Source organism: Nonomuraea sp. IBHARD001, assembly GCF_056106265.1.
On the sequence record NZ_JBWBBW010000002.1, the window covers coordinates 3375659 to 3395347 of the forward strand.

19 protein-coding genes are annotated in these 19689 nt (G+C 71.6%); 6 read left to right on the forward strand and 13 right to left on the reverse strand.

Features of this window, described 5'->3' with window-relative positions; all coding sequences use genetic code 11:
* Positions 1–139: 139 nt before the first annotated feature.
* The 8 genes from ACTWNK_RS17580 to ACTWNK_RS17615 form a co-directional block, all read right to left on the reverse strand.
* Positions 140–877: an ABC transporter permease gene (locus ACTWNK_RS17580; protein WP_474305067.1), complete on the reverse strand. Its 738-nt coding sequence runs from the start codon at positions 875–877 to the stop codon at positions 140–142.
* A gap of 10 nt (positions 878–887) precedes the next feature.
* Positions 888–1781, reverse strand: coding sequence for an ABC transporter ATP-binding protein (locus tag ACTWNK_RS17585; RefSeq protein ID WP_474305068.1), 894 nt, complete (start codon positions 1779–1781; stop codon positions 888–890).
* Positions 1778–2086: a transcriptional regulator gene (locus tag ACTWNK_RS17590; RefSeq protein ID WP_474305069.1), complete on the reverse strand. Its 309-nt coding sequence runs from the start codon at positions 2084–2086 to the stop codon at positions 1778–1780. Before ACTWNK_RS17590 ends, ACTWNK_RS17585 begins: the two co-directional genes overlap by 4 nt.
* Positions 2083–2712: a hypothetical protein gene (locus ACTWNK_RS17595; RefSeq protein WP_474305070.1), complete on the reverse strand. Its 630-nt coding sequence runs from the start codon at positions 2710–2712 to the stop codon at positions 2083–2085. The genes ACTWNK_RS17590 and ACTWNK_RS17595 overlap by 4 nt, the downstream gene beginning before the upstream one ends.
* A gap of 69 nt (positions 2713–2781) precedes the next feature.
* Complete coding sequence (gene cydC / locus ACTWNK_RS17600; RefSeq protein WP_474305071.1) at positions 2782–4479, reverse strand: thiol reductant ABC exporter subunit CydC; 1698 nt, start codon at positions 4477–4479, stop codon at positions 2782–2784.
* Positions 4476–6122: a thiol reductant ABC exporter subunit CydD gene (gene cydD, locus ACTWNK_RS17605; protein ID WP_474305072.1), complete on the reverse strand. Its 1647-nt coding sequence runs from the start codon at positions 6120–6122 to the stop codon at positions 4476–4478. The genes cydC and cydD overlap by 4 nt, the downstream gene beginning before the upstream one ends.
* A gap of 6 nt (positions 6123–6128) precedes the next feature.
* On the reverse strand, positions 6129–6881 hold the full coding sequence (locus tag ACTWNK_RS17610) for a cytochrome d ubiquinol oxidase subunit II (RefSeq protein WP_474305073.1): 753 nt from the start codon (positions 6879–6881) through the stop codon (positions 6129–6131).
* 12 nt (positions 6882–6893) lie between these two features.
* Entirely contained in the window at positions 6894–8054 is a 1161-nt protein-coding gene (locus ACTWNK_RS17615; RefSeq protein WP_474305074.1) for a cytochrome ubiquinol oxidase subunit I, read from the reverse strand.
* Between the two features lie 107 nt (positions 8055–8161).
* On the opposite strand from ACTWNK_RS17615, the gene ACTWNK_RS17620 reads away from it, so the two are divergent.
* Positions 8162–8491, forward strand: coding sequence for a PadR family transcriptional regulator (locus tag ACTWNK_RS17620; protein WP_474305075.1), 330 nt, complete (start codon positions 8162–8164; stop codon positions 8489–8491).
* Positions 8492–8521: 30 nt separating this feature from the next.
* Here ACTWNK_RS17620 and ACTWNK_RS17625 read toward each other — a convergent pair whose 3' ends face one another.
* Complete coding sequence (locus ACTWNK_RS17625; protein WP_474305076.1) at positions 8522–9211, reverse strand: permease prefix domain 1-containing protein; 690 nt, start codon at positions 9209–9211, stop codon at positions 8522–8524.
* A 110-nt stretch (positions 9212–9321) separates the two neighbouring features.
* A complete protein-coding gene (locus tag ACTWNK_RS17630) occupies positions 9322–10710 on the reverse strand; it encodes a pentapeptide repeat-containing protein (protein ID WP_474305077.1) in 1389 nt (462 codons plus the stop codon).
* A 130-nt stretch (positions 10711–10840) separates the two neighbouring features.
* Between ACTWNK_RS17630 and ACTWNK_RS17635 the strand changes: the two genes are divergently transcribed.
* Entirely contained in the window at positions 10841–13210 is a 2370-nt protein-coding gene (locus ACTWNK_RS17635) for an ExeM/NucH family extracellular endonuclease (protein ID WP_474305078.1), read from the forward strand.
* A gap of 37 nt (positions 13211–13247) precedes the next feature.
* Here the strand turns inward: ACTWNK_RS17635 and ACTWNK_RS17640 are convergent, their stop codons facing one another.
* A complete protein-coding gene (locus tag ACTWNK_RS17640) occupies positions 13248–13679 on the reverse strand; it encodes a VOC family protein (protein WP_474305079.1) in 432 nt (143 codons plus the stop codon).
* Between the two features lie 150 nt (positions 13680–13829).
* Between ACTWNK_RS17640 and ACTWNK_RS17645 the strand changes: the two genes are divergently transcribed.
* Entirely contained in the window at positions 13830–14795 is a 966-nt protein-coding gene (locus tag ACTWNK_RS17645) for an Ig domain-containing protein (RefSeq protein ID WP_474305080.1), read from the forward strand.
* A 57-nt stretch (positions 14796–14852) separates the two neighbouring features.
* Here ACTWNK_RS17645 and ilvA read toward each other — a convergent pair whose 3' ends face one another.
* Positions 14853–16124 (reverse strand): threonine ammonia-lyase IlvA, encoded by a 1272-nt coding sequence (gene ilvA / locus ACTWNK_RS17650; RefSeq protein WP_474305081.1) that lies wholly within the window; start codon positions 16122–16124, stop codon positions 14853–14855.
* Between the two features lie 123 nt (positions 16125–16247).
* On the opposite strand from ilvA, the gene trxA reads away from it, so the two are divergent.
* Positions 16248–16622, forward strand: a complete 375-nt coding sequence (trxA, locus tag ACTWNK_RS17655) for a thioredoxin (protein WP_474305082.1) — start codon at positions 16248–16250, stop codon at positions 16620–16622.
* Positions 16623–16837: 215 nt separating this feature from the next.
* Positions 16838–17875 carry a hypothetical protein gene (locus ACTWNK_RS17660; protein WP_474305083.1) on the forward strand — a complete coding sequence of 346 codons (1038 nt, stop codon included), beginning with the start codon at positions 16838–16840 and terminating at the stop codon, positions 17873–17875.
* Here the strand turns inward: ACTWNK_RS17660 and ACTWNK_RS17665 are convergent.
* Positions 17865–18629: an SAM-dependent methyltransferase gene (locus tag ACTWNK_RS17665; protein ID WP_474305084.1), complete on the reverse strand. Its 765-nt coding sequence runs from the start codon at positions 18627–18629 to the stop codon at positions 17865–17867. The genes ACTWNK_RS17660 and ACTWNK_RS17665 overlap by 11 nt on opposite strands.
* Positions 18630–18881: 252 nt before the next feature.
* On the opposite strand from ACTWNK_RS17665, the gene ACTWNK_RS17670 reads away from it, so the two are divergent.
* A complete protein-coding gene (locus ACTWNK_RS17670; RefSeq protein ID WP_474305085.1) occupies positions 18882–19688 on the forward strand; it encodes an NmrA family NAD(P)-binding protein in 807 nt (268 codons plus the stop codon).
* Position 19689 lies beyond the last annotated feature (1 nt).

A 19689-nucleotide genomic window follows, 5' to 3' on the forward strand; every position in this document is an offset into this window, starting at 1 on the left:
GTCGAGATCGCTGCGGACTCGGCGGCACGTCCCCATGTCCGAGGGCGAAACGTCAGGACAGGCGGCGGTACGTCCCCCTTGTCCGGGGCCGAAACGTTGGGAGAAGCGGCGACACGTCCCCATGTCCAGGCCCGAAATCTCAGGAAAAGCGGCGCCCCTCGTCGCGGCGGTACGCCCAGGCGGCAGCCGTACCCGCTATGAGCGTCCACAGGACGAACGTCACCAGGGGCAGGACCTCGGGCTGGAAGTCGCTGGTCGCGGCCCAGACCAGCTCGGCCGCGCCCCTGCTGGGCAGGAACGGCGCGACGATCTCCACGAAGCCGGGCGGGTCCAGCGGGTTGGCCAGCAGGCCGCCGCCGAAGGCCACGGGGAAGAACACCAGCTGCGTCACCGCGATGGCCGCCTTCGACGGCAGCAGATAGCCGATGAACAGCCCGATGAGCGTGAACGGCACCGAGACCAGCACCAGCGCGCCGAGTCCCAGCAGAACCTGGCCGAGCGAGGCCGAGGCGGAGGTGAGCAGCGCGGCGATGAGCAGTACGGGCAGCACGGCCACCAGCATGATCGCCATACCGGTCAGCAACCGCCCGGCGAATCGCGGCAGCGGCCCGGCGGGCAGCGTGCGCAGATAGGGGTCCCACGGCTGGGCCCGATCCTCGGCCACGCCGATGCCGTAGGTGAACAGGGCCGTCGACATCACCGCGAACGTCATCATCGACCCGGTCGCCAGCGTCGCCCCGACCGGGTCGTCCCCGCCGAAGGGCACCACGAAGAACAGCATCGAGGCCGAGGGAAAGAAGACGCTCGCCACCAGCGCGATCGGAATACGGACATGCTCCAGCAGCTGGTACCTGGCATGCGTGAGGACGAGACTCATCGGGATCCTCTCAGAGGGGGGAAGGCTGCCCTGAGGTGAGGGCGAGGAAGGCCTCCTCGAGCGAGGTCGGCCTGATCTCCAGGTCGTGGAAGGCCACGCCGCCGCCCACCAGCCGCCTGACCAGGTCGTCGGAGTCGCCGGTGACCAGGTGCACCCGCCCGTTCTCGCGCTCGCTCCCGAGCACGCCGGGCAGGTCCATCAGGTCGCCGCCGTCGGGCACCGACAGGGACACGCGCCGCACACCGACCAGGTCACGTACGGCCGACACGGTGTCGTCGGCCAGGACGCGGCCGCCGCCGATCACGACGACGCGCTGGGCGAGCGCCTCGATCTCCTCCAGGTAGTGGCTGGTCAGCAGGACGGTGCCGCCTTCGGCGTGGAAGGTCCTGATGCCCTCCCAGAGCGAACGCCTGGCCTCGACGTCGAGACCGGTCGTCGGCTCGTCGAGGAAGACCAGCCGTGGCCGCCCGGCGAACGCCACGGCGACGGCCAGGCGGCGCTTCTGACCGCCGGACAGCCCGCCGACCTGCCGCCCGGCGAGCTCGCCGAGTCCGAACCTGGCCAGCAGTTCGTCCCTGCCCACCGGATCGGGATAGTGCGCCGAGACGAAGTCGACGATCTCGCGCACCCGCAGTCCGCTCGGCAGCCCGCTCTCCTGCGGCGTCACGCCGACGCCGCGCCTGGCGGCGGGCAGGCCCGGGTCGGCGCCGAGCAGCTCGACGGTGCCGGAGGTGGGCCTGCGCAGGCCGACGAACAGGTTGATGAGGGTGGATTTCCCGGCGCCGTTGGGACCGAGCAGGCCGACCAGCTCGCCGGCGTGGATGTCGATGCTGACGTCGTCGAGCGCGACGACGTCGCCGTAGTGCCTGCTCACATGCGTGGCGCGGGCCAGGACCTGGGTCACGGTGCTCCTCCGGCTGGGTCGAGAAGGGCGCGGATGGCCGCGGTGTAGTCGTCGAAGGCCAGGCGGCCCCTGGCGGTGAGCGCCAGATAGGTGACCGGGGTGCGGCCCTTGTGCGTCTTGACGATGTCGATGTAGCCCGCCTGCTCCAGCTTGGTCAGGTGCACCGACAGGTTGCCCGCCGTCATGCCGAGCAGTTCCTGCAGCGATCCGAAGGCGAGCTGGTCGCCCTGCGGGAGGGTGGTGAGGCTGGCCATCACCCTGAGCCTGGCCTGCGCGTGGATGACGGGGTCGAGCTCAGGTGTCACCGAGGCCCCGCCATGGTCAGGGCCAGCCCGCCCGCCACCAGCCCGCCGCCGAGCAGGACCGAGGTGAGCAGGAAGTGCCAGCCGGGCCCGAGGGTGAGCCCGACGGCGTTGACCACGACGATCCAGCCTCCGGCGGCCGACAGCAGCCAGGTGTCCCACACCGCGCCGCCCGCCATGTAGAGCGTGCCGAGGATCATCATCGCCAACCCGGCCCCCAGCAGGAACGCCTCCTCGAACGGCAGCCGCTCGGCGAAACGCGACATCAGGAAGCCCATCGAGGCGAACCCGGCCGTGAACGACAGCCCGTACAGCATGCCCTTGCGCTGGGTTGCGCCGCGCACGCCCTGGCCGCAGCGCACGCCGTACCAGATGCTGACGACCGCGGCCACGAGCTGGGTCAGCAGCAGGGTGCCGATCGCGACCGGCAGCGGGACGAGGCCGAGCGGCTCGGCGCCGAAGCCGTAGTGCAGGAACAGGGCGCCGAAGCCGAGCAGCAGGGACAGGCCCCACGGCGTGGTGAAGACGACCGGGTTGCCGCCGAGGAAGCGGCTGGCGGCGTCGCGCTGGCGTTGGATGAGCAGCATCGACTCCTCGGGTGAGGGGATGTGCTCGTCGTCGTTCGTCATGGCGACTCCTCGGCGTCAACTACTTTGAACTGTAAACCTCCTTGTGTCGCCAACTCAAGACCGCACGGGTCAGAACTTGCGGACCAGGCGCTCGGACTCCCACAGGTCCCGGTAGTAGCCGGGCTCGGCCAGCAGCCGGTCGTGGTGGCCGCGCTGGATCACCCGGCCGTGCTCCAGCACCACGATCTCGTCGACCGCCTCGAGACCGCGCAGGCGGTGGGTGACGATGAGCGTGGTACGGCCGTGCGTGGCGTCCAGCAGGTCGGCCATGAGCGCGTCGGCGGCCTCCTCGTCCAGCGCCTCGGCTGGCTCGTCCAGCAGCAGGACGGGCGGGTCGTTGAGCAGGGCCCTGGCCAGGGCCAGCCGCTGCAGCTGCCCGCCCGACAGCGTGCGGCCGTCCTCGCCGAGCTCGGCGTCCCAGCCGACGCGCTCGACGAACGGGCCGAGCCTGGCCTGGTCGACCGCCGCCTCCATGGCCTGCTCGTCCGCGCCGGGACCGGCCAGGCGGAGGTTGTCGCGCAGGGTGGTGCGGAAGATGTACGGGTCCTGGGTGAGGCCGGTCATCATCGCGCGGGCGTCGTCGGAGGCGAAGGCGCGCAGGTCCTCGCCGTTGACCGTGACCGTGCCCGACGCCGGTTCGACCAGGCGCATGAGCGCGGCCAGCAGGGTGCTCTTGCCCGCGCCGCTCGGCCCGACGAGGGCGACCCGCCTGCCGGGGGTCAGCGTCAGGCTCACGCCGTCCAGCGCGGCCCGGCCGGGCACGTGCTCGACGACCAGGTCGGCCACCTCGACGGTCAGCGGGCCGTCGGGCGCGGTCAGCGGACGGTCCGGCTCGGTGATCGCGCTGGGCACGGCCGTGACCTCGCGCAGCCTGCGCAGCGCCGCGGTGATGCCCGCGAAGCGCTCACCGGCGGCGGCCAGCGGCAGCACCGGCTCGAAGGCGACCAGCGAGGTCAGCGCCAGCACCGCCGTCGCGACCGAGCCCACGTCCGCGCGCTGGGCCAGCACGACCACCAGGGCCACGCTCACGCCCTGCACCAGGACGCCGAAGGCCAGCGCCGCCGCGTGCACCCTGGCCTGGCGGCGCTCCAGCGAGCCGAGCGCCTCGTCGGCCTCCAGCGCGGCGGCGAGCGCCCTGTCTCCGGCGCCGTATGCGGCCAGGTCGGCCGAGCCGTGCACCAGGTCGGCGACCCGGGTGGCCAGCAGCGCCCTGGCGGGTGCGATCCTGGCCGACCAGCGCCTGGCCGCAGCCGCCGTGCCCATCGGCAGCGCGATCCCGGCCACCGCCAGCCCCGCGAGCAGCACCACGGCGGCGGCGGGCAGCAGGGTCAGCCCGACGACGAAGGCGGCCAGTGCGGTGATGAGCGCCGCCGTCGCGGGCAGCAGGCAGCGCACCAGCAGGTCCTGCACGGCGTCGGTGTCGTCGACCATGCGGCTGAGCAGGTCCGCGCCGCCCTGCGCGGCGGGCCGCGGCGGGATCAGCGCACGGTAGAGCCGCTCGCGCGTCCCGGCCTGCGCGCGCAGGGCGACGTCGTGCCCGGTCAGCCGTTCGGCGTAGCGGAAGACGCCCTTGCCGGTGGCGAACGCCCTGGTGGCCACGATCGCCACACTGAGCGCCGCCAGCTCCGGCTGCTGGGCGGCCCTGGTGATCAGCCAGGCCGCCGCCGCGATGAGTCCGAGCCCGGCGAGTTCGGCCGCGGCTCCCGCGAGCACCGCCCAGGCCAGCCTGCTCGCCCGCACACCCGCCGCCAGCTCGCGGACGCTCACAGGACCGCCTCCTTCGTGTCGGCGACCACACGGCCGTCGTGGATGCGGATCACGCGGTCGGCCAGGTCGATCATCGCGGGCCGGTGCGCCACGATCACCGCCGTACGGCCTTGGCTCAGCAGGGCGGTGGCCTCGACGACCGCGGCCTCGCTCCGGCCGTCCAGCCTGGCCGTCGGCTCGTCGAGCAGCAGCACGGTGGCCTCCGGCCGGCAGAACGCCCTGGCCAGGGCGATGCGCTGACGCTGGCCCGCCGACAGGTTCGCCCCTCGTTCGCCGACGACCGTCTCGTAGCCCTCCGGCAGGTCCTGGACGAACTCGTCGGCGTGCGCGGCCTTGGCGGCCTGCCGTACCTCCTGGTCGGAGGCGGTGGGGGCGCCGAGGCGGATGTTGGCGGCGACGGAGGTGGCGAACAGGTGCGGGCGTTGCGGGACGAAGGCCAGGGTGTCGCGGTGCGCGGCCACGTCCGGGTCGCCGCCGACGGTGACCGTGCCCTCGCTCGGCTCGACGAAGCCGAGCAGCAGGTGCAGCAGGGTGCTCTTGCCGCCGCCGCTCTCGCCGACCAGCGCCACGCGTTCGCCCGGCGCGATGGTCAGGGTGACGCCGCGCAGGGCGGGGTCCTCGCGTCCCGGATAGCGCACGGTGACGTCGTCGAGCCGGATCTCCGGCGGCCCGCCGCCGGTCAGGACCCTGGGCTCGGGCCGGCGCTCCTCCTGCGAGGCGTCCAGTACGGCGAAGGCGGCGTCGGCGGCGGCCACGCCCTCCATCGAGGCGTGGAAGCGCGTGCCCATCATGCGCAGCGGCAGGTACGCCTCGGGGGCCAGCAGCAGCACCAGCAGCCCGGTCGTCAGGTCGAGCGACCCGCCGAGCAGCCTCAGCCCGATCGGCACCGCGACCAGCGCCAGCGACAGGGAGGCGCAGAGTTCGAGCACCAGCGAGGACAGGAACGCCACCCGCAGCGTGCGCATCGTGGCCGAGCGGTGGGCGTCGGCGACCTGCTGGATGACCGTGGCCTGGTGCCTGGCCCGGCCGAAGGCCCGCAGCGTCGGCAGCCCGCGTACGACGTCGAGGAAGTGGCCGCCGAGCCTGGCCAGCGCGTGCCACTGGCGTTCGGTGACCGCCTTGGTGTGCATGCCGACCAGCGCGCCGAAGATCGGGATCAGCGGCAGCGTGAGCAGCACGATGACGGCGCTGGCCAGATCGGCGGTGAACAGCCGCACCAGCACCGCGATCGGCACCACGGCGGCCACGGCCATGGCGGGCAGGTACCCGGTCAGATAGGGATCGAGCGCGTCGAGCCCGCGCCCGGTGAGCGTGACCAGCTCACCGGAGCGATGCCCGGCCAGCCCGCCGGGCCCCAGGTCGCGCAGCCGGGCGAGCAGCCGGTGGCGCAGGGCCGACTTGACCCCGGTCGCGGTGCGCCCGGCGAAGATCCCCTGCGTCCAGCCCAGCAGCGCCCGCAGCGCCACCACGCCCACGAGCACCACGAGCGCGGCGACGGTGAACCTGCCGGACAACACCCCCGCGAGCACCTCGGCCTGGATCAGGACGAGCAGCCCTGCCAGTACGGCGGCGGCCAGGGTGAGGGCGAGATGACGGCGTAGCGCCGACTCGGCGCGGGCGAGCCGCAGGAGATCCTTGTGCACGGGGCCTCAGAAGAACGACGGTATCCGGTCGGTCGCACGGACGGGTGTGAACGTGCGCCATACCCATACTTGCGCGCCGATCATGACAGGTGCGCACGGCGCGACCATGAGACTGAGCACATTCAGCGTGGAATCGGGCACCGTGTGCTCCAGCAGATACCCCGCCCCACCGGCCAGGACGGCCACGGCGGGCAGCGCGGCCAGCAGCGCGGAGCCGGCCAGCCCCGCCGCCGTGCCGCTCGCCGCGAGGCCCGGCGTGCGCCAGGCCAGGAACCGCCATCCGTGCAGCGCGAACAGCCCTGTCGTCAGCGCCCCGCACAGCAGCCCGGCCGGACTGAGCAGCGTGCCCGTCACGATCGCGTGCAACGCCAGGCCCCATCCGGCGGCCAGGACGAGGGAGCCGCCCGAGACGGCCAGGTCCCAGGCCGTGCGCCAGCCGGTGCCCTCGGCCCTGCGCCGCAGCCACAGCCCGGCGTCGCGCAGCACCCAGCCCGTCACCATGAGCACGACCAGCGGGTAGAGCCCGAACAGCACCTCGCCTTCGAGCGAGGGATACACCCCGAGCAGCACGCCCACGGTCGCCACCAGCCACACCTCGTTGGCCAGCACATAGGGCCCGATGGCCGCGACCATGCGGTCACGCCGCTCCTGCGAGGTGCCCAGCAGCGGCAGCAGCACGCCGACGCCGAGATTGAACCCCTCAAGGGCGAAGTAACCGGTGAGCAGGACGGCGAAGACGGCGAACCAGATCAGCTCCATGACCGCATCTCCTCAAAAACTCGGCACGGGTACGCGCTCGGCGGGCGCCCCGAGTGCGACGCCTTCGGGGCCACGCCGTACGGCACGGACGATGAGCACGTAGTCGGTCACGGCGAGCAGGCCGAGCACGGAGGTGAAGGCGACGAGCGACATGGTGACCATCCCGGTCGTCAGGCCGGGCGACATGGCGTCGGCGACCGAGAGCCTGCCCCAGATCATCCACGGCTGCCGCCCGATCTCCCTGGCCATCCAGCCGAAGATCGCGGCGATGAACGGCAGCGGCGTCAGCGCGATGAGCAGCGGATGCAGCCAGCGCCAGGTGGGCACCCAGTAGATGACGGGCAGCAGGAAGAACAGCGTGGCGAACTCGATGGCGTGCCCGATGAGGATCATCATCCCGAGCCCGATCCCCGCCCCGGCGTTGCCCTCGAACTTGCCCGGCTGGACCGCGCCGAACTGCGCGTAGCCGAAGCCGACCGCCATCGTGCCGCCGACCGTGGCCCAGATGACGCCGCTGCGGATCGAGGTGGTGAAGAACTCCCGGTCCGGGTGCCGCCTGAACAGGTGGTACGCGGAGGCGCCCATGAGCACGGTGCCGCCGGTGAGCAGCCCGGCCCCCACGACGTGCGGGAAGGAGGCGAGCAGGGCCTTGTTGGTCAGCAGCGCGCCGAAGTCGGTGAGTTCGAGCCGCCCGCCCCGCTCGACGGCTCCGACCGGGTTCTGCAGGAAGGAGTTGGCCACCATGACGAAGAACGCCGAGGCGTAGGCGGTCAGGGTGACCATCCAGATGCAGGCCAGATGCGGCCATCGGGGCAACCGGTCCCAGCCGAAGATCCACAGGCCGAGGAAGGTCGACTCCAGGAAGAACGCGACGAGCGTCTCCATGGCCAGCGGCGCGCCGAACACATCGCCCGCGTAGTGCGTCAGGCCGCTCCAGCTCAGGCCGAACTGGAACTCCATCACCAGGCCCGTCACGATGCCGAGCGCGTAGTTGGTGACATAGATCTGCCCCCAGAAACGCGTCATCCGCAGGTGGATCGGCTTGCCGGACAGGACCCAGCGGGTGTGCATGATCGCGACAAGGGGGGCCAGGCCGAGCGTCAGCACGACGAACAGGAAGTGCAGGCTTCCCGTCACGCCGAACTGCAGCCGGGCCAGGTCGAGCACGTCCATGGCGTCACCTCGGTCATTGTTGTGTCTGTCTACACGTAGGCAGCCTACATGAAGTTTGCCTACGTGTAGACTGTCTACATGACGAGAGGGAATCTAGGATCGATCGCATGAACCCCGACGCGCTCCGCGGTCACATGGACGGCCTGCTGCTGTCCGTGCTCGAACACGAGCCGCTGCACGGCTACGCCATCATCGAAGCCCTGCAGGAACGCAGCGGGGGAGCGCTGAGCGTGCCGACCGGCACGGTCTATCCCGCGCTGCGCAAACTGGAGCGCATCGGCTATCTGGCCAGCGAATGGGCCACCGTCGCCGGCCGCAAACGCCGCACCTACCGCCTGACCTCCGCGGGCCGTACCCACCTGGCGGGCGAACGCGACGCCTGGCGTGCCTTCACGGGGGTCATCGGCGGCGTGCTGGAGCCCAGACCGGAGGCCTAGCCTCGACCAGGTCCTCGACCAGAGCCTTGATCAGGCGAAGGCCGGGCGTTCCTCAAGGGTCGTCATGCGCCTGACCACGCCCAGGCTGCGGGCCGCGCACCACAGTTGCATCGTCCAGAAGGCCAGGCTGATCAGCGAGGCCCCGATGCCGGGCGGATACCCGGCGAAACCGGTCGGGCTGTGCGAGCCCAGCATCAGCGCCAGGCACAACGCCAGGGTGACCGGCAGCATCGCCCACACGAACACGGCCAGCGCCTTGACCACGCGCAGCGGCCTGCGGATGTGCCTGGCGCCCCTGCCGAGGGCGAGCAGCACGGCGGCGCCGAGCAGGCCGGTGGCCATCTGCAGGATGTCCAGCGCCCTGGCGACGGGGACGAACCAGGCGGGCTTGGTGCTCCAGTTGACCGGGTCGGTGGGGAAGACCTGCCACAGCAGCGACCACATCAGCGCCGTCAGCGGCACGCTCACGAACAGCAGGACCGCCAGCCGCCGTCCGGCGCAGGCGGCGAGCTCCTGCTGGTACCCGGGCGCGACCTCGGCCACCTCGCCGAACTCGGCGACGGCGGCCCGCTCGGCCTCGGCCCGGCTCAGCCCTTCGGCCTCGTAGGCCTGGGCGGCGTCGCACAGGCTGTCGCGCGCCTCGACGACCAGGTCACGCCTGGGTCTGCCGGGACCACGCAACGCCCGGTCGAGGTCGGCCACGTAGGCGTCGATGCGCATGGTCCCAGGCTAGGGGACAGGCCCGGCGCCTTCATCGGGGAATTCCCTGGTTCGTCCCCTACCTGCCCGGTCCGGCGGGCGGTCAGCGCGGGAGGGGCAGCGCGGGAGGGTCAGCGCGGGACCGTCGGGGCGGGCACCGGATCGCGTGGTGGCGGCGCGTGGCCCCGTCTGGCCGCGTGCGAGGTCGACGTCCACAGCAGTGCGCCCGCCGTGACCAGCACCAGCAGGGCGCTCCAGCCCACCGCTCTGCCCAGGCGCATGCCGTACCCGCAGGTCACCCAGTACAGCGACAGCCACCAGCGGCGGGTGGCCTGCCTGCGCATCTCCATCGCGCCGAAGGCGAAGTCGGCGGCCGTGCCCTCGTCGTCGGCGGCGTTGCGCAGTTCGGAGTACAGGACGGCGAGCTGTTCGGCCGTGGCCTCGTCCGACCCGCGTGGCGACCAGCCGCGCCAGCCGTGCTCGTCGGCCAGCGTGCGCCTGCGGCTGAACCAGCGCGGCCTGGTCAGCGGCCAGCGAAGCACCCCGCGCAGGCCGCCGGGGGTGAAGGCGAACGTGCAGTTCCTGATCCGCAGCCCCTCGGGATGGGCCAGCCCGGCGAACCTGCATGCCGTCAGGTCGAGCCCGTACAGCGTGAGGTCGGGGGCGACCACACCGCGCGCGGAGGCGAGCTCGGCGGCGCCGGTGCCGGTGACGCCCGCCTGGCCGCGCAGCAGCGCGCCCTCCAGGTCGGCGCGCGAGGCGGCCAGTCTGACCGTCGTCGTGCCGCTCACCTCGACCCGGCGCAGGTCGACCGAGCAGCCTTCGGCACTGACGTCCAGGGCGCGTTCGGCCCTGGCCCCGGTCAGCGACAGGCGCTGGGTCGCCGAGACGTAGGCGTTGCCGATGAAGTGCGCCGAGTCGAACACCACCCTGCCTCTGACCTTCCGGCACGACAACGCCCTGCCGAATCTGGCGCTCCGGAATAAGGCGGTGTCCAGGAAACGCGCCTCGTCGAATATCGCGAAACCATCGAAACGCGTTGCTTCAAACGTCGCGCCGCGTCCGAATACGGTCCGGCCGAAGAGGGCGTCGCCGCCGATCGACGCCCGCTCGAACGAGGCGTGCCCCGCCACCTGCCCGCCGTGGAAGGACAGGCCCCTGGCGAACCTGGCCCTGGCCATCGAGACGTTGCCCGCGAACCGCGCCTCGACGAACGAGGCGACCCGGTCGAACCTGGCTCCGTCGAGCGACACGTCGCCCTCGAAACGGACCCCGGTGAACCTGGCCTCGCAGGTGAATCTGGCCTGGTCGAGCCGGGCCCGGCCCAGGCGGTTGCCCATCGCGGCCAGCACCCTTTCCAGCAGCGCCTCGGTGACGACGGCGCCGCGCAGGTCCAGCAGGCGGCCCGGGACGAGCGTGGCGGAGAGTTCCTCGGGTGACAGGTGGGCTAGACAACGCCCGTGGGGTGCGCGGGCCGCACCGAGGCAGCCGGGGGAGTGCTCGCAGGTGACCCAGTCCATGCCGAACTCATACCCGCTACGTCACTAGCCGACATACGCCGGGCCGGTCGATGTCAAGGTTCTATGATTTCATTTTCCATCCACCTATCCGGGGATAAAGGGCGAGTAAAGAGGCTTTACGCTGCGCAGCATGCGTGTCTTATCTCGTACCATCGCCGCCCTTACCGCCGCAGGCCTGGCCGCCTTCGGCCTCGCGGCAGTCTCCTCGACGCCCGCATCGGCGGCACCGGGCACAGTGGTCATCAGCCAGGTGTACGGCGGCGGCGGCAACAGCGGCGCGCCCCTCACCAACGACTTCGTCGAACTCGTCAACCGCAGCGGCGCCCCGGTCGCACTGGACGGCTGGTCCGTGCAGTACACCAGCGCCACCGGCACCGGCCTGTTCAGCGCCCAGCCGATCGTCGCCCTCTCGGGTACGCTCGCACCCGGCCAGTACTACCTGGTCCAGCTCGCGGCCGGGACCACGCCCAGCGGCGCGCTGCCGGCCCCCGACGCCACCGGCGCGATCAACCTCGGCGCGGCGGCGGGCAAGGTGGCCCTGGTCCGCTCGACCACCGGCCTGGCCTGCAACGGCACCCCGACCGCGTGCGGCCAGGCCCAGCTCGACCAGCTCGCCGACCTGGTCGGCTTCGGCACCGCGAACTTCTCCGAGGGCAGCGCGGCGCCCGCCGCCTCCAACACGACGGCCGTCCTGCGCAAGGCGGCGGGCTGCACCGACACCGACGACAACGGCGCCGACTTCGAGTCCGGCGCCCCCGTCCCGCGCAACACCGCCTCCCCGGTGAACCCGTGCGGCGCTTCCTCCCCGTCGCCGTCGCCTTCCCCCACGGCTTCCCCGTCGCCCACGGCGTCGCCCTCGCCGACGCCGACGGCCAGCACCGACCCCTGCCTCACCCCGGCCACCCACCAGATCGCCGAGGTGCAGGGCAGCACGGACGTCAGCCCGCTGGCCGGTCAGACCGTGCGCGTCGAAGGCGTCGTCACCTCCGACCTTCAGGACGCCGCCCAGCTCAGCGGCTTCTTCCTGCAGGACCCGACGCCCGACGCCGACCCGGCCACCTCCGAAGGCCTGTTCGCCTTCGCCAGGGCCACGCTCAAGGACGTCGCCGTCGGCGACCGCGTGCTGGTGACCGGCAGGGTCGTGGAGTTCAACGGCTGGACCGAGCTGTCACCCGTCTCGGCCGTCGACGTCTGCGGCACCGGTTCGATCGCCGCCAGGCCGTACACGCTGCCCCGACCGGCCGGGACCTCGTTCGAGCCGGTCGAGAGCATGCTGCTGACCTTCCCCGAGATCCTCACGGTCAGCGAGCACTACAACCTGGGCAGGTTCGGCGAGGTCGTGGTCTCCTCCGAAGGCAGGCTGTTCCAGCCGACCGACAGGCCGGGCGTCGACCCCGCGCTCAACGACAGGCGCAAGCTGCTCATCGACGACGGCTCCTCGCGCGAGAACCCGGCGACGATCCCGTACACCAGCCCCCACCTGGTCCGCACCGGCGACGTGACGTTCGGCGTCACCGGCGTGCTCGGCTACGGGTTCGGCGCCTACCGGCTGCAGCCGACCAAGCCGATCTCGTTCCTGCCGCTGAACCTGCGCCTGCCCAAGCCGTTCCCGGTGCTGGGCAATGTCAAGGTCGCCAGCCTCAACACGCTGAACTGGTTCACCACGCTCGACTCGCGCGGCGCCACCACGGCGACCGAGCAGCAGCGTCAGCTCGCCAAGCTGGTGGCCACGATCAAGGCGATCGACGCCGACGTCCTCGGCCTCATGGAGATCGAGAACAACGGCCAGACGGCCGTGCAGGCCCTCGTCGACGCGGTCAACGCCGAGGTCGGCGCCGGAACGTACGCGGCGCTCGGCCATCCCTACCCCGGCACCGACCTGATCAAGGTGGCGCTGATCTACAAGCCCGCCAGGCTCACCCCCGTCGGCGCCCTGCGCTCCTCCGACGACCCCGTGTTCAGCCGTCCGCCGCTGATCCAGTCCTTCCGCAGGAAGAACGGCAGCCAGCCGTTCACCATGGTCGTCAACCACTACAAGTCGAAGGGCTCATGCCCGGCGAGCGGCCCCGAAGCCGACCAGGGCGACGGCCAGTCCTGCTGGAACCCCCAGAGAGTACGGCAGGCCCAGGCCACACTCGGCCTGATCGACTCCCTCGCCCTGCCCAACGCCCTGGTGCTCGGCGACCTCAACGCCTACGGCGAGGAGGACCCGATCGACACCCTTGAGGCCGCGGGCCTGACCAGCCTCAGCAAGAGGTTCGTACCGGAGATCTTCCGCTACAGCTATCTGTTCGACGGCCTGGCGGGCGAGCTCGACCACGCGATGGCGAGCCCCGGGCTGCTCAAGCGCGTCACCAGCACCACCATCTGGCACAACAACAGCGACGAGCCCCGCATCGCCGACTACAACCAGGAGTTCAACCCGCCCGCGCTGTACAAGCCGGACGCCTTCCGCTCCTCCGACCACGACCCGCTGGTCATCGGCCTGACCCTGTCCTGAGCATGCCGGAGGGCCCCTTTCGCGGGGCCCTCCGGTCTCAGTCCAGGCAGAACTCGTTGCCCTCGACGTCCTGCATGACCAGGCAGGACTCGTTCTCCTCGTCGGCGGGCAGCAGGTGCACGCGCATGGCGCCGAGTGCGACCAGCCGGGCTCCCTCTGCCTCCAGCGCGGCCACACGCTCCGCCCCCACGAGCCCCTTGCCGACCCGGATGTCGAGATGCAGCCTGTTCTTGACGACCTTGCCTTCGGGCACCCGCTGGAAGAACAGCCTCGGCCCCACGCCCGAGGGGTCGGCGCACGCGGCCCACGCGTCCCGGGACTCGGGCGGCAGTGTGCGGTCGAAGGCGTCCCAGTCGGCGAACCCCTCGGGGGGCGGCGCCACATACCCCAGCGCCTCGCACCAGAACCTGGCCACCCGCCGGGGCCGCGCGCAGTCGAAGGTCACCTGAACCTGCCTCACCGATGCCATCGGCCCAGCATCTCATCCCGTGACGCATGCCGCCCGCGCTGATTTGACCGACGCATGCCATCACGCGCCGCTTCGGATGATCATGCGTGGGGGAGATGCCGTGGTGGACCGCGCCTTGCGTGGGCGCGGCCTTCTTCTCGGGGGATTCACATGAACACATCGCATGCGGGGAGCCATCGTGCCCTGCGTGTCCTGCTGGGCGCCGCGGCCACCGTGGTCGCGCTCCCGGCGTTCGTCCTGTCCGGTGGTGCGACGGTCGCGGCCGTCGCGGCGCCGGGGGACGTGGCGGAGGCGTGCACGCTCGTCAACGGCAGCTTCGAGCAGCCCAGCGGCATCAGGGGCCAGGGCTACCAGAGCAAGGACGTGCCCGGCTGGCGCTCGACGGCCGCCGACGGCCTGGTGGAGATCTGGGGAACGGGCAACAGGGCCGACCCGATGAACTTCAACGTGCCAGCAGACACCGGCTCGCAGTTCGCCGAGATCAGCGCCACCGGCTACTCGGCGCTGTACCAGGACATCACCACCGTCCCCGGCCAGACCCTCTCCTGGAGCCTGGCCCACCGGGCGCGTACGGCAGGCGCCAAGAAGGACGTCATGCGCGTGCGCATCGGCGGCGTGCTGCAGTCGCCCGACGGCGCCTCCTCCAACGACATCGTCGACGGCAACGACCGATGGGGGCACTACAGCGGCACGTACGTCGTGCCCGCGGGTCAGGTCGTCACGCGGGTGGAGTTCCTGGCGGTCTCGTCGGGCGCGGGCTACGCCAGCTACGGCAACTTCCTGGACTCGGTCAAGGTGTCGTGCTCGGCTCCGCTCGTGCACCAGCCGCCGAGCAGGCCGGGCGTCGTCCTGTCGGGTCCGGTGGGCAAGCCGGTCGGCGGGGCGCTCACGTCCAAGGACCCTGAGGGCTCGGCCGTCACCTACTCGGTCGCCGATCCGTCGAAGCTGCCGCCGGGTGTGACGATCGCCCCGGACGGCACGATCTCCGGCACGCCGACGGCGGGCGGGAACTACACCGTCCCGGTCAAGGCGTGCGACGGCTCGGGCGCGTGCAGCGAGGGCGAGGCCGTCGTGGTCGCCTACGACTGCCCCGACCCCGAGTCCACCCCGAGCTGACCCACCGCCCCGCCGTACCCGCCCGCTCGCAGGCGGGTACGGCGGGGCACGGCCGCCTCAGAGCAGGAACGTGAACAGCGGCGAGCCGGGCGGCACCCGCTCGATGCGCAGCGGGCTCTCGTTCATCCTGGTCAGCAGGCTGTCCAGGTCGGAGGCGTGTTCGAGCTCGATGCCGACGAGGGCCGGACCGGTCTCCCTGTTGTTCTTCTTCACGTACTCGAAGGCGATGATGTCCTCGCCCTTGGCCAGCACCTGGTCGAGGAAGTGCCGCAGGGCGCCCGGCTCCTGGGGGAAGGTGACCAGGAAGTAGTGGCGCAGCCCCTCGTGCAGCAGGGAGCGCTCGACGACCTCGGCGTAGCGGCTGACGTCGTTGTTGCCGCCCGACACCACGCACGCGACCGGGCCGCGCAGGTCGTCGCCCAGCATGCGGGCCGCCGCGCTGGCCAGGGCGCCCGCAGGTTCGGCGATCACGCCGTCGGACTGGTACAGGTCGAGCATCTCGGTGCAGACCGCGCCCTCGGGCACCGCGACGAGCTCGTCCACCAGGTCGCGGACCACCGAGTAGCTGATCGCGCCGACCTGGCCGACGGCCGCGCCGTCGACGAACGTGTCGACGTGGGCCAGCGCCACCGGCCCGCCGTGGTCGAATGCGGCGCGCATGCTCGCCGCACCGGCGGGCTCGGCGCCGACGACGCGGACGTGCGGCAGGTGCTCCTTCAGCCAGAGCGCGACCCCGGCGATGAGCCCGCCGCCGCCGACCGGCAGGATCACCGTGGTCAGCTCGGTCCCGGCCTGCTCGGCCTGTCCGGCCAGTTCGATGCCGACCGTGCCCTGACCGGCGATCGTGCGCGGGTCGTCGAAGGGATGCACGTAGATCGCACCGGTCTGCTCGCTGTCCCAGTGCGCGGCGGCGCTGGCCTCGTCGTAGGAGCTGCCGACGATGACCGGCTCGATCCACTGCCCGCCGATGGCCGCGATGCGCTGGCGCTTCTGCCGTGGGGTGTTGGCCGGGAGGAATACCCTGCCCTTGATCTTCAGCTCGGCGCAGGCGTAGGCCAGGCCCTGGCCGTGGTTGCCCGCGCTGGCGCACACGACGCCCTTGGCGCGCTCGTGCGGGCCGAGCGAGGAGATGAGGTTGTAGGCGCCGCGCACCTTGTAGGAGCGGCAGAGCTGGGTGTCCTCGCGCTTGAGCAGCACGGGCAGGCCGAGCAGGTCGCTCAGCCGGTCGCTCGGCTCCAGGCCGGTGCGCCGCACCACGGGACGCAGGGTGGCGGCGGCACGCTCGACGGCGGCGGCGGTGAGCTGATCGGCGCTGGGCTCGTGTGACACCCGCGCGAGCCTACCAACGGCCGGGGCGTGGCCGGGCGCGTACCCCTCGGTGAACATGGAATGCTGGACAGGGGTACGAGGTTACACACGCTGACAGCACGACGACAGAACGAGGAGCCACTTGTGGCGACCATCGAGGTAACCGAGAAGAACTTCAACGACATCGCCGACAAGGGGATCGTCCTGCTCGACTTCTGGGCGGCCTGGTGCGGACCGTGCCGGACGTTCGGACCGATCTTCGAGAAGTCCTCGAACAAGCACGAGGACATCACGTTCGGCAAGATCGACACCGAGGCCGAGCAGGCGCTCGCCCAGGGCTTCGAGATCACGTCGATCCCGACGATCATGGCGATCCGTGACGGCATCGTCGTGTACGCCAGGCCCGGAGCCCTGCCGGACAACGCCCTTGAGGACCTGATCGGCCAGGTGCGGGCCCTCGACATGGACTCCATCCGCGCCGAACTCGCCTCCGAGATCGGCACCCCGGACAAGGCCTGACCCAGGCACGTGCCGGATCCCCGGCCCCGGTTCGACGGGGCCGGGGGGCTGGTCCGGCACGGCGGGCAAGCTTGTGAACGCGTGAAATGCCATGCGGGGCCGCCCGCACGCCATGCCTGGTGAGCACGCGAACCCAGTCGGCAGCACCCCGGCCCGCCTCGTGAACGTGTGAACTCCGTCCGGGCGTCAGCCCGCACCCCCGCTGGAGAGCCGTGATGAGCACGCACGCCGACGCGCTCGACGAAGCGCTGACCCGTCTGGCCCCCACCGGCCCCGAGTTCGGCGGTGGCCTGTCCAACCACGGACCCATGGTCGCCGAAGCCCTGGTGCGGCTCGGAGCGCCGGATGCGGTGGAGGGCTGGGTCAGTGCGTATCTGCCCAAGCTGGAAGCGCTCCCGCGCCCGCACGCGCGCATCGCCGACTGGCGTCACGCCCTGGGCGACATGCGCAGGCTCGGCGACTGGAACGCCTGGTTCGCCGACGCGCTGGCGCAGGCGCCGTGGCGTGAGGTGCTGGCCGTGTGGTGGCCGAGGCTCACGCCGGGCCTCGCGGCGGGCGCGACGCACGGTGTGATCAGGGTGGCGCATGCCGTACGCGCCTTGGTGGAACAGGAGGGGCAGGCGCGGCTGACCGAGCTCGGGCGGGCGCTGGCCTACTGGGCGGCGGGGTACGCCGAGCTGCCCGGCGCACCGGTGAGCGGCGGCACGCGGACACTGCGTGCGGCCGTGGCGGCGCTGCCGCTGCTGGAGCTGAGGCCCTCGACGCTCATCGTGCGGCATCTGGCCAACCTGGAGACCCTGCCCGCCTACGCCGAGGCGGTGTCGGCCCTGCGCCCGCCTCAGGACGTGCGCGCCGATCTGGACGAGCTGTCGCGGGTGTTCGCCGAGGTGTTCCTCACCCACGGCAGGAACGCGCCGATCACCCTCGTCCACGCGGTGACGGCTCCGGTCGCCGTCGCCTCGATCCTGACGGAGCTGCCGACCCCCCTGTGGCGGCCGACCTACGACGCGTTGTGGCAGGTCGCGGCCGGACTGTACAGCGGGTTCGGCCACGGCGCCGTCGCGGAGCCCATGCCGCACGGCGAGCCGCCCACGCCCGCCGAGCTGTCACACCGCGCCGCGCTGACCGGTGACGACCATGCGATCAAGATGACCGAGGCCTGCCTGCGCGAGTACGCCAAGGGCGGCGACCCGATCTTCAGGCATGCCGCCGCCCACACGATCGCCCTGCTCCCGGGCGAGCTCAGAGCTTGACCGCGACCCCGGCGTACCCGATCGACGTCTCCGGCTCGCCGATGATCGGCTCGTGCTGCGGCCGCCAGTCCTTGGGATAGACCAGACCGGGTTCGAGCAGCCGGTAGCCGTCGAAGAAACGCGCGATCTGCTCCTTCGTCCGAAGATTGAGGGCGGCCGTGGCTTTGTTGTAGACCTCGAGCGCCTCGGGCGTGGTGTCGGGCTTGGCGTCGATCGCGTGACTGATCACCAGATGACTGCCGGGTACGGAGGCCTCGCGCAGCGCGTCGACGATGGCGTAGGCGCCCGCGTGCTCACCGGCCTCGTCGGTCTCGTCCGGGATGAAGTGCAGCACGGCCAGCAGCAGATAGGCGACCGGCCGGTCGAAGTCGATCAGGTCGCGCAGCGCCTCGTTGCCCAGCAGGGCCTTGGGGTCGCGAGCGTCGGCCTGCACGATGGCGATGTTGTCGCTGCTCCCGGCGAGCAGGGCCCGCCCGTGCGCGCAGACGACGGGGTCGTAGTCGGCGTAGGCGACCTTGGTGTCGGGGGCGAGGGCGTGTGCGATCTCGTGCACATTGCCCTGGGTCGGCAGTCCGGACCCGATGTCGACGATCTGCCTGACGCCGGAGGCGACGAGCTCGTGCACGGCCCGCTGCAGGAACTCGCGGTTCTCCCGCGCCGAGAGCCTGGTGTGCGGGAAGAGCGTGAGGATCCGCTCGGCCGCGGCCCTGTCGGCGGCGAAGTGGTCCTTGCCGCCGAGGTAGTAGTCGTACATCCGGGCGACATTGGGGACGCTTGGGTCCACACCTTCGGGCGCAGGAAGCCCATCCATTGTTTCTCCCGGAAATATCCCGAAATCTCAGTAACTACCGGGATCCTAGGCTGTTTCCCCAGTCAGGGCGGCTGTTTTGCCCATCACCCTTAACAAGGGCACCAAAGTGATACCCGGCCGGTTGACCTCAACCCCGGTTGAGTTTCTAGGGTCGTACGCGACTCATCGGACACACCCTTCCAGAGGAGCCCGACTATGACGACACTGGTGACAGGCGCCACGGGAAACACCGGACGACATGTGGTGACGGAGCTGGCACGCCGCGGCGAACACGTCCGGGCCCTGACCCGCGACCCGGCGGCGAACAGGGGCCGGTTCCCGCCGGAGGTGGAGCTGGTCGCGGGCACGCACAACGCCCCGGACACGCTGCGGACCGCACTGCGGGGCGTCGACCGCCTGCACATCACGGTCACGCCCGGCCTGGCCGAGACCGGCGCCGAACTGGTCGAGCGCGCACTCGCCGCCGGAGTGAAGCGCTTCACCGTCCTGTGGGGCGGCTGGGTCGGCCCGGTCGAGCAGGCGGTGGCCGCCTCCGGCGTCGAATGGACGCGGCTGGAGGCGCAGGAGTTCATGTCCAACACCCTGACCTGGGCCGATGCGATCCGGGCGGAAGGCGTGGTGCGGGAGCCGTACGACGGTCCGAGTGCGTTGGTGCACGAGGCGGACATCGCGGCCGTCGCGGCGCTCGCGCTGCTCGACGAGGGGCATTCCGGTCAGGCCTACAACCTCACCGGACCCGAACCGCTGACCCCGAGCGAGCGCGCCGCGATCCTGGCGGCTGCGATCGGCCGTCCCATCGCCTTCGAGACGATCACCCACGAACAGGCGATCACCAGACTGACCGGCAACGGGGTGTCCAGGGCGGACGCCGAGTACGTCGTCGGCTGGTACGCCGATCCCGGCCCGTCGGCCACCACCCCGGACGGCACGGTCGAACGGCTGACCGGCCGCCCGGCGCGCACGTTCCGGCAGTGGGTGCAGGAGCACGCCGACCGCTTCTGAC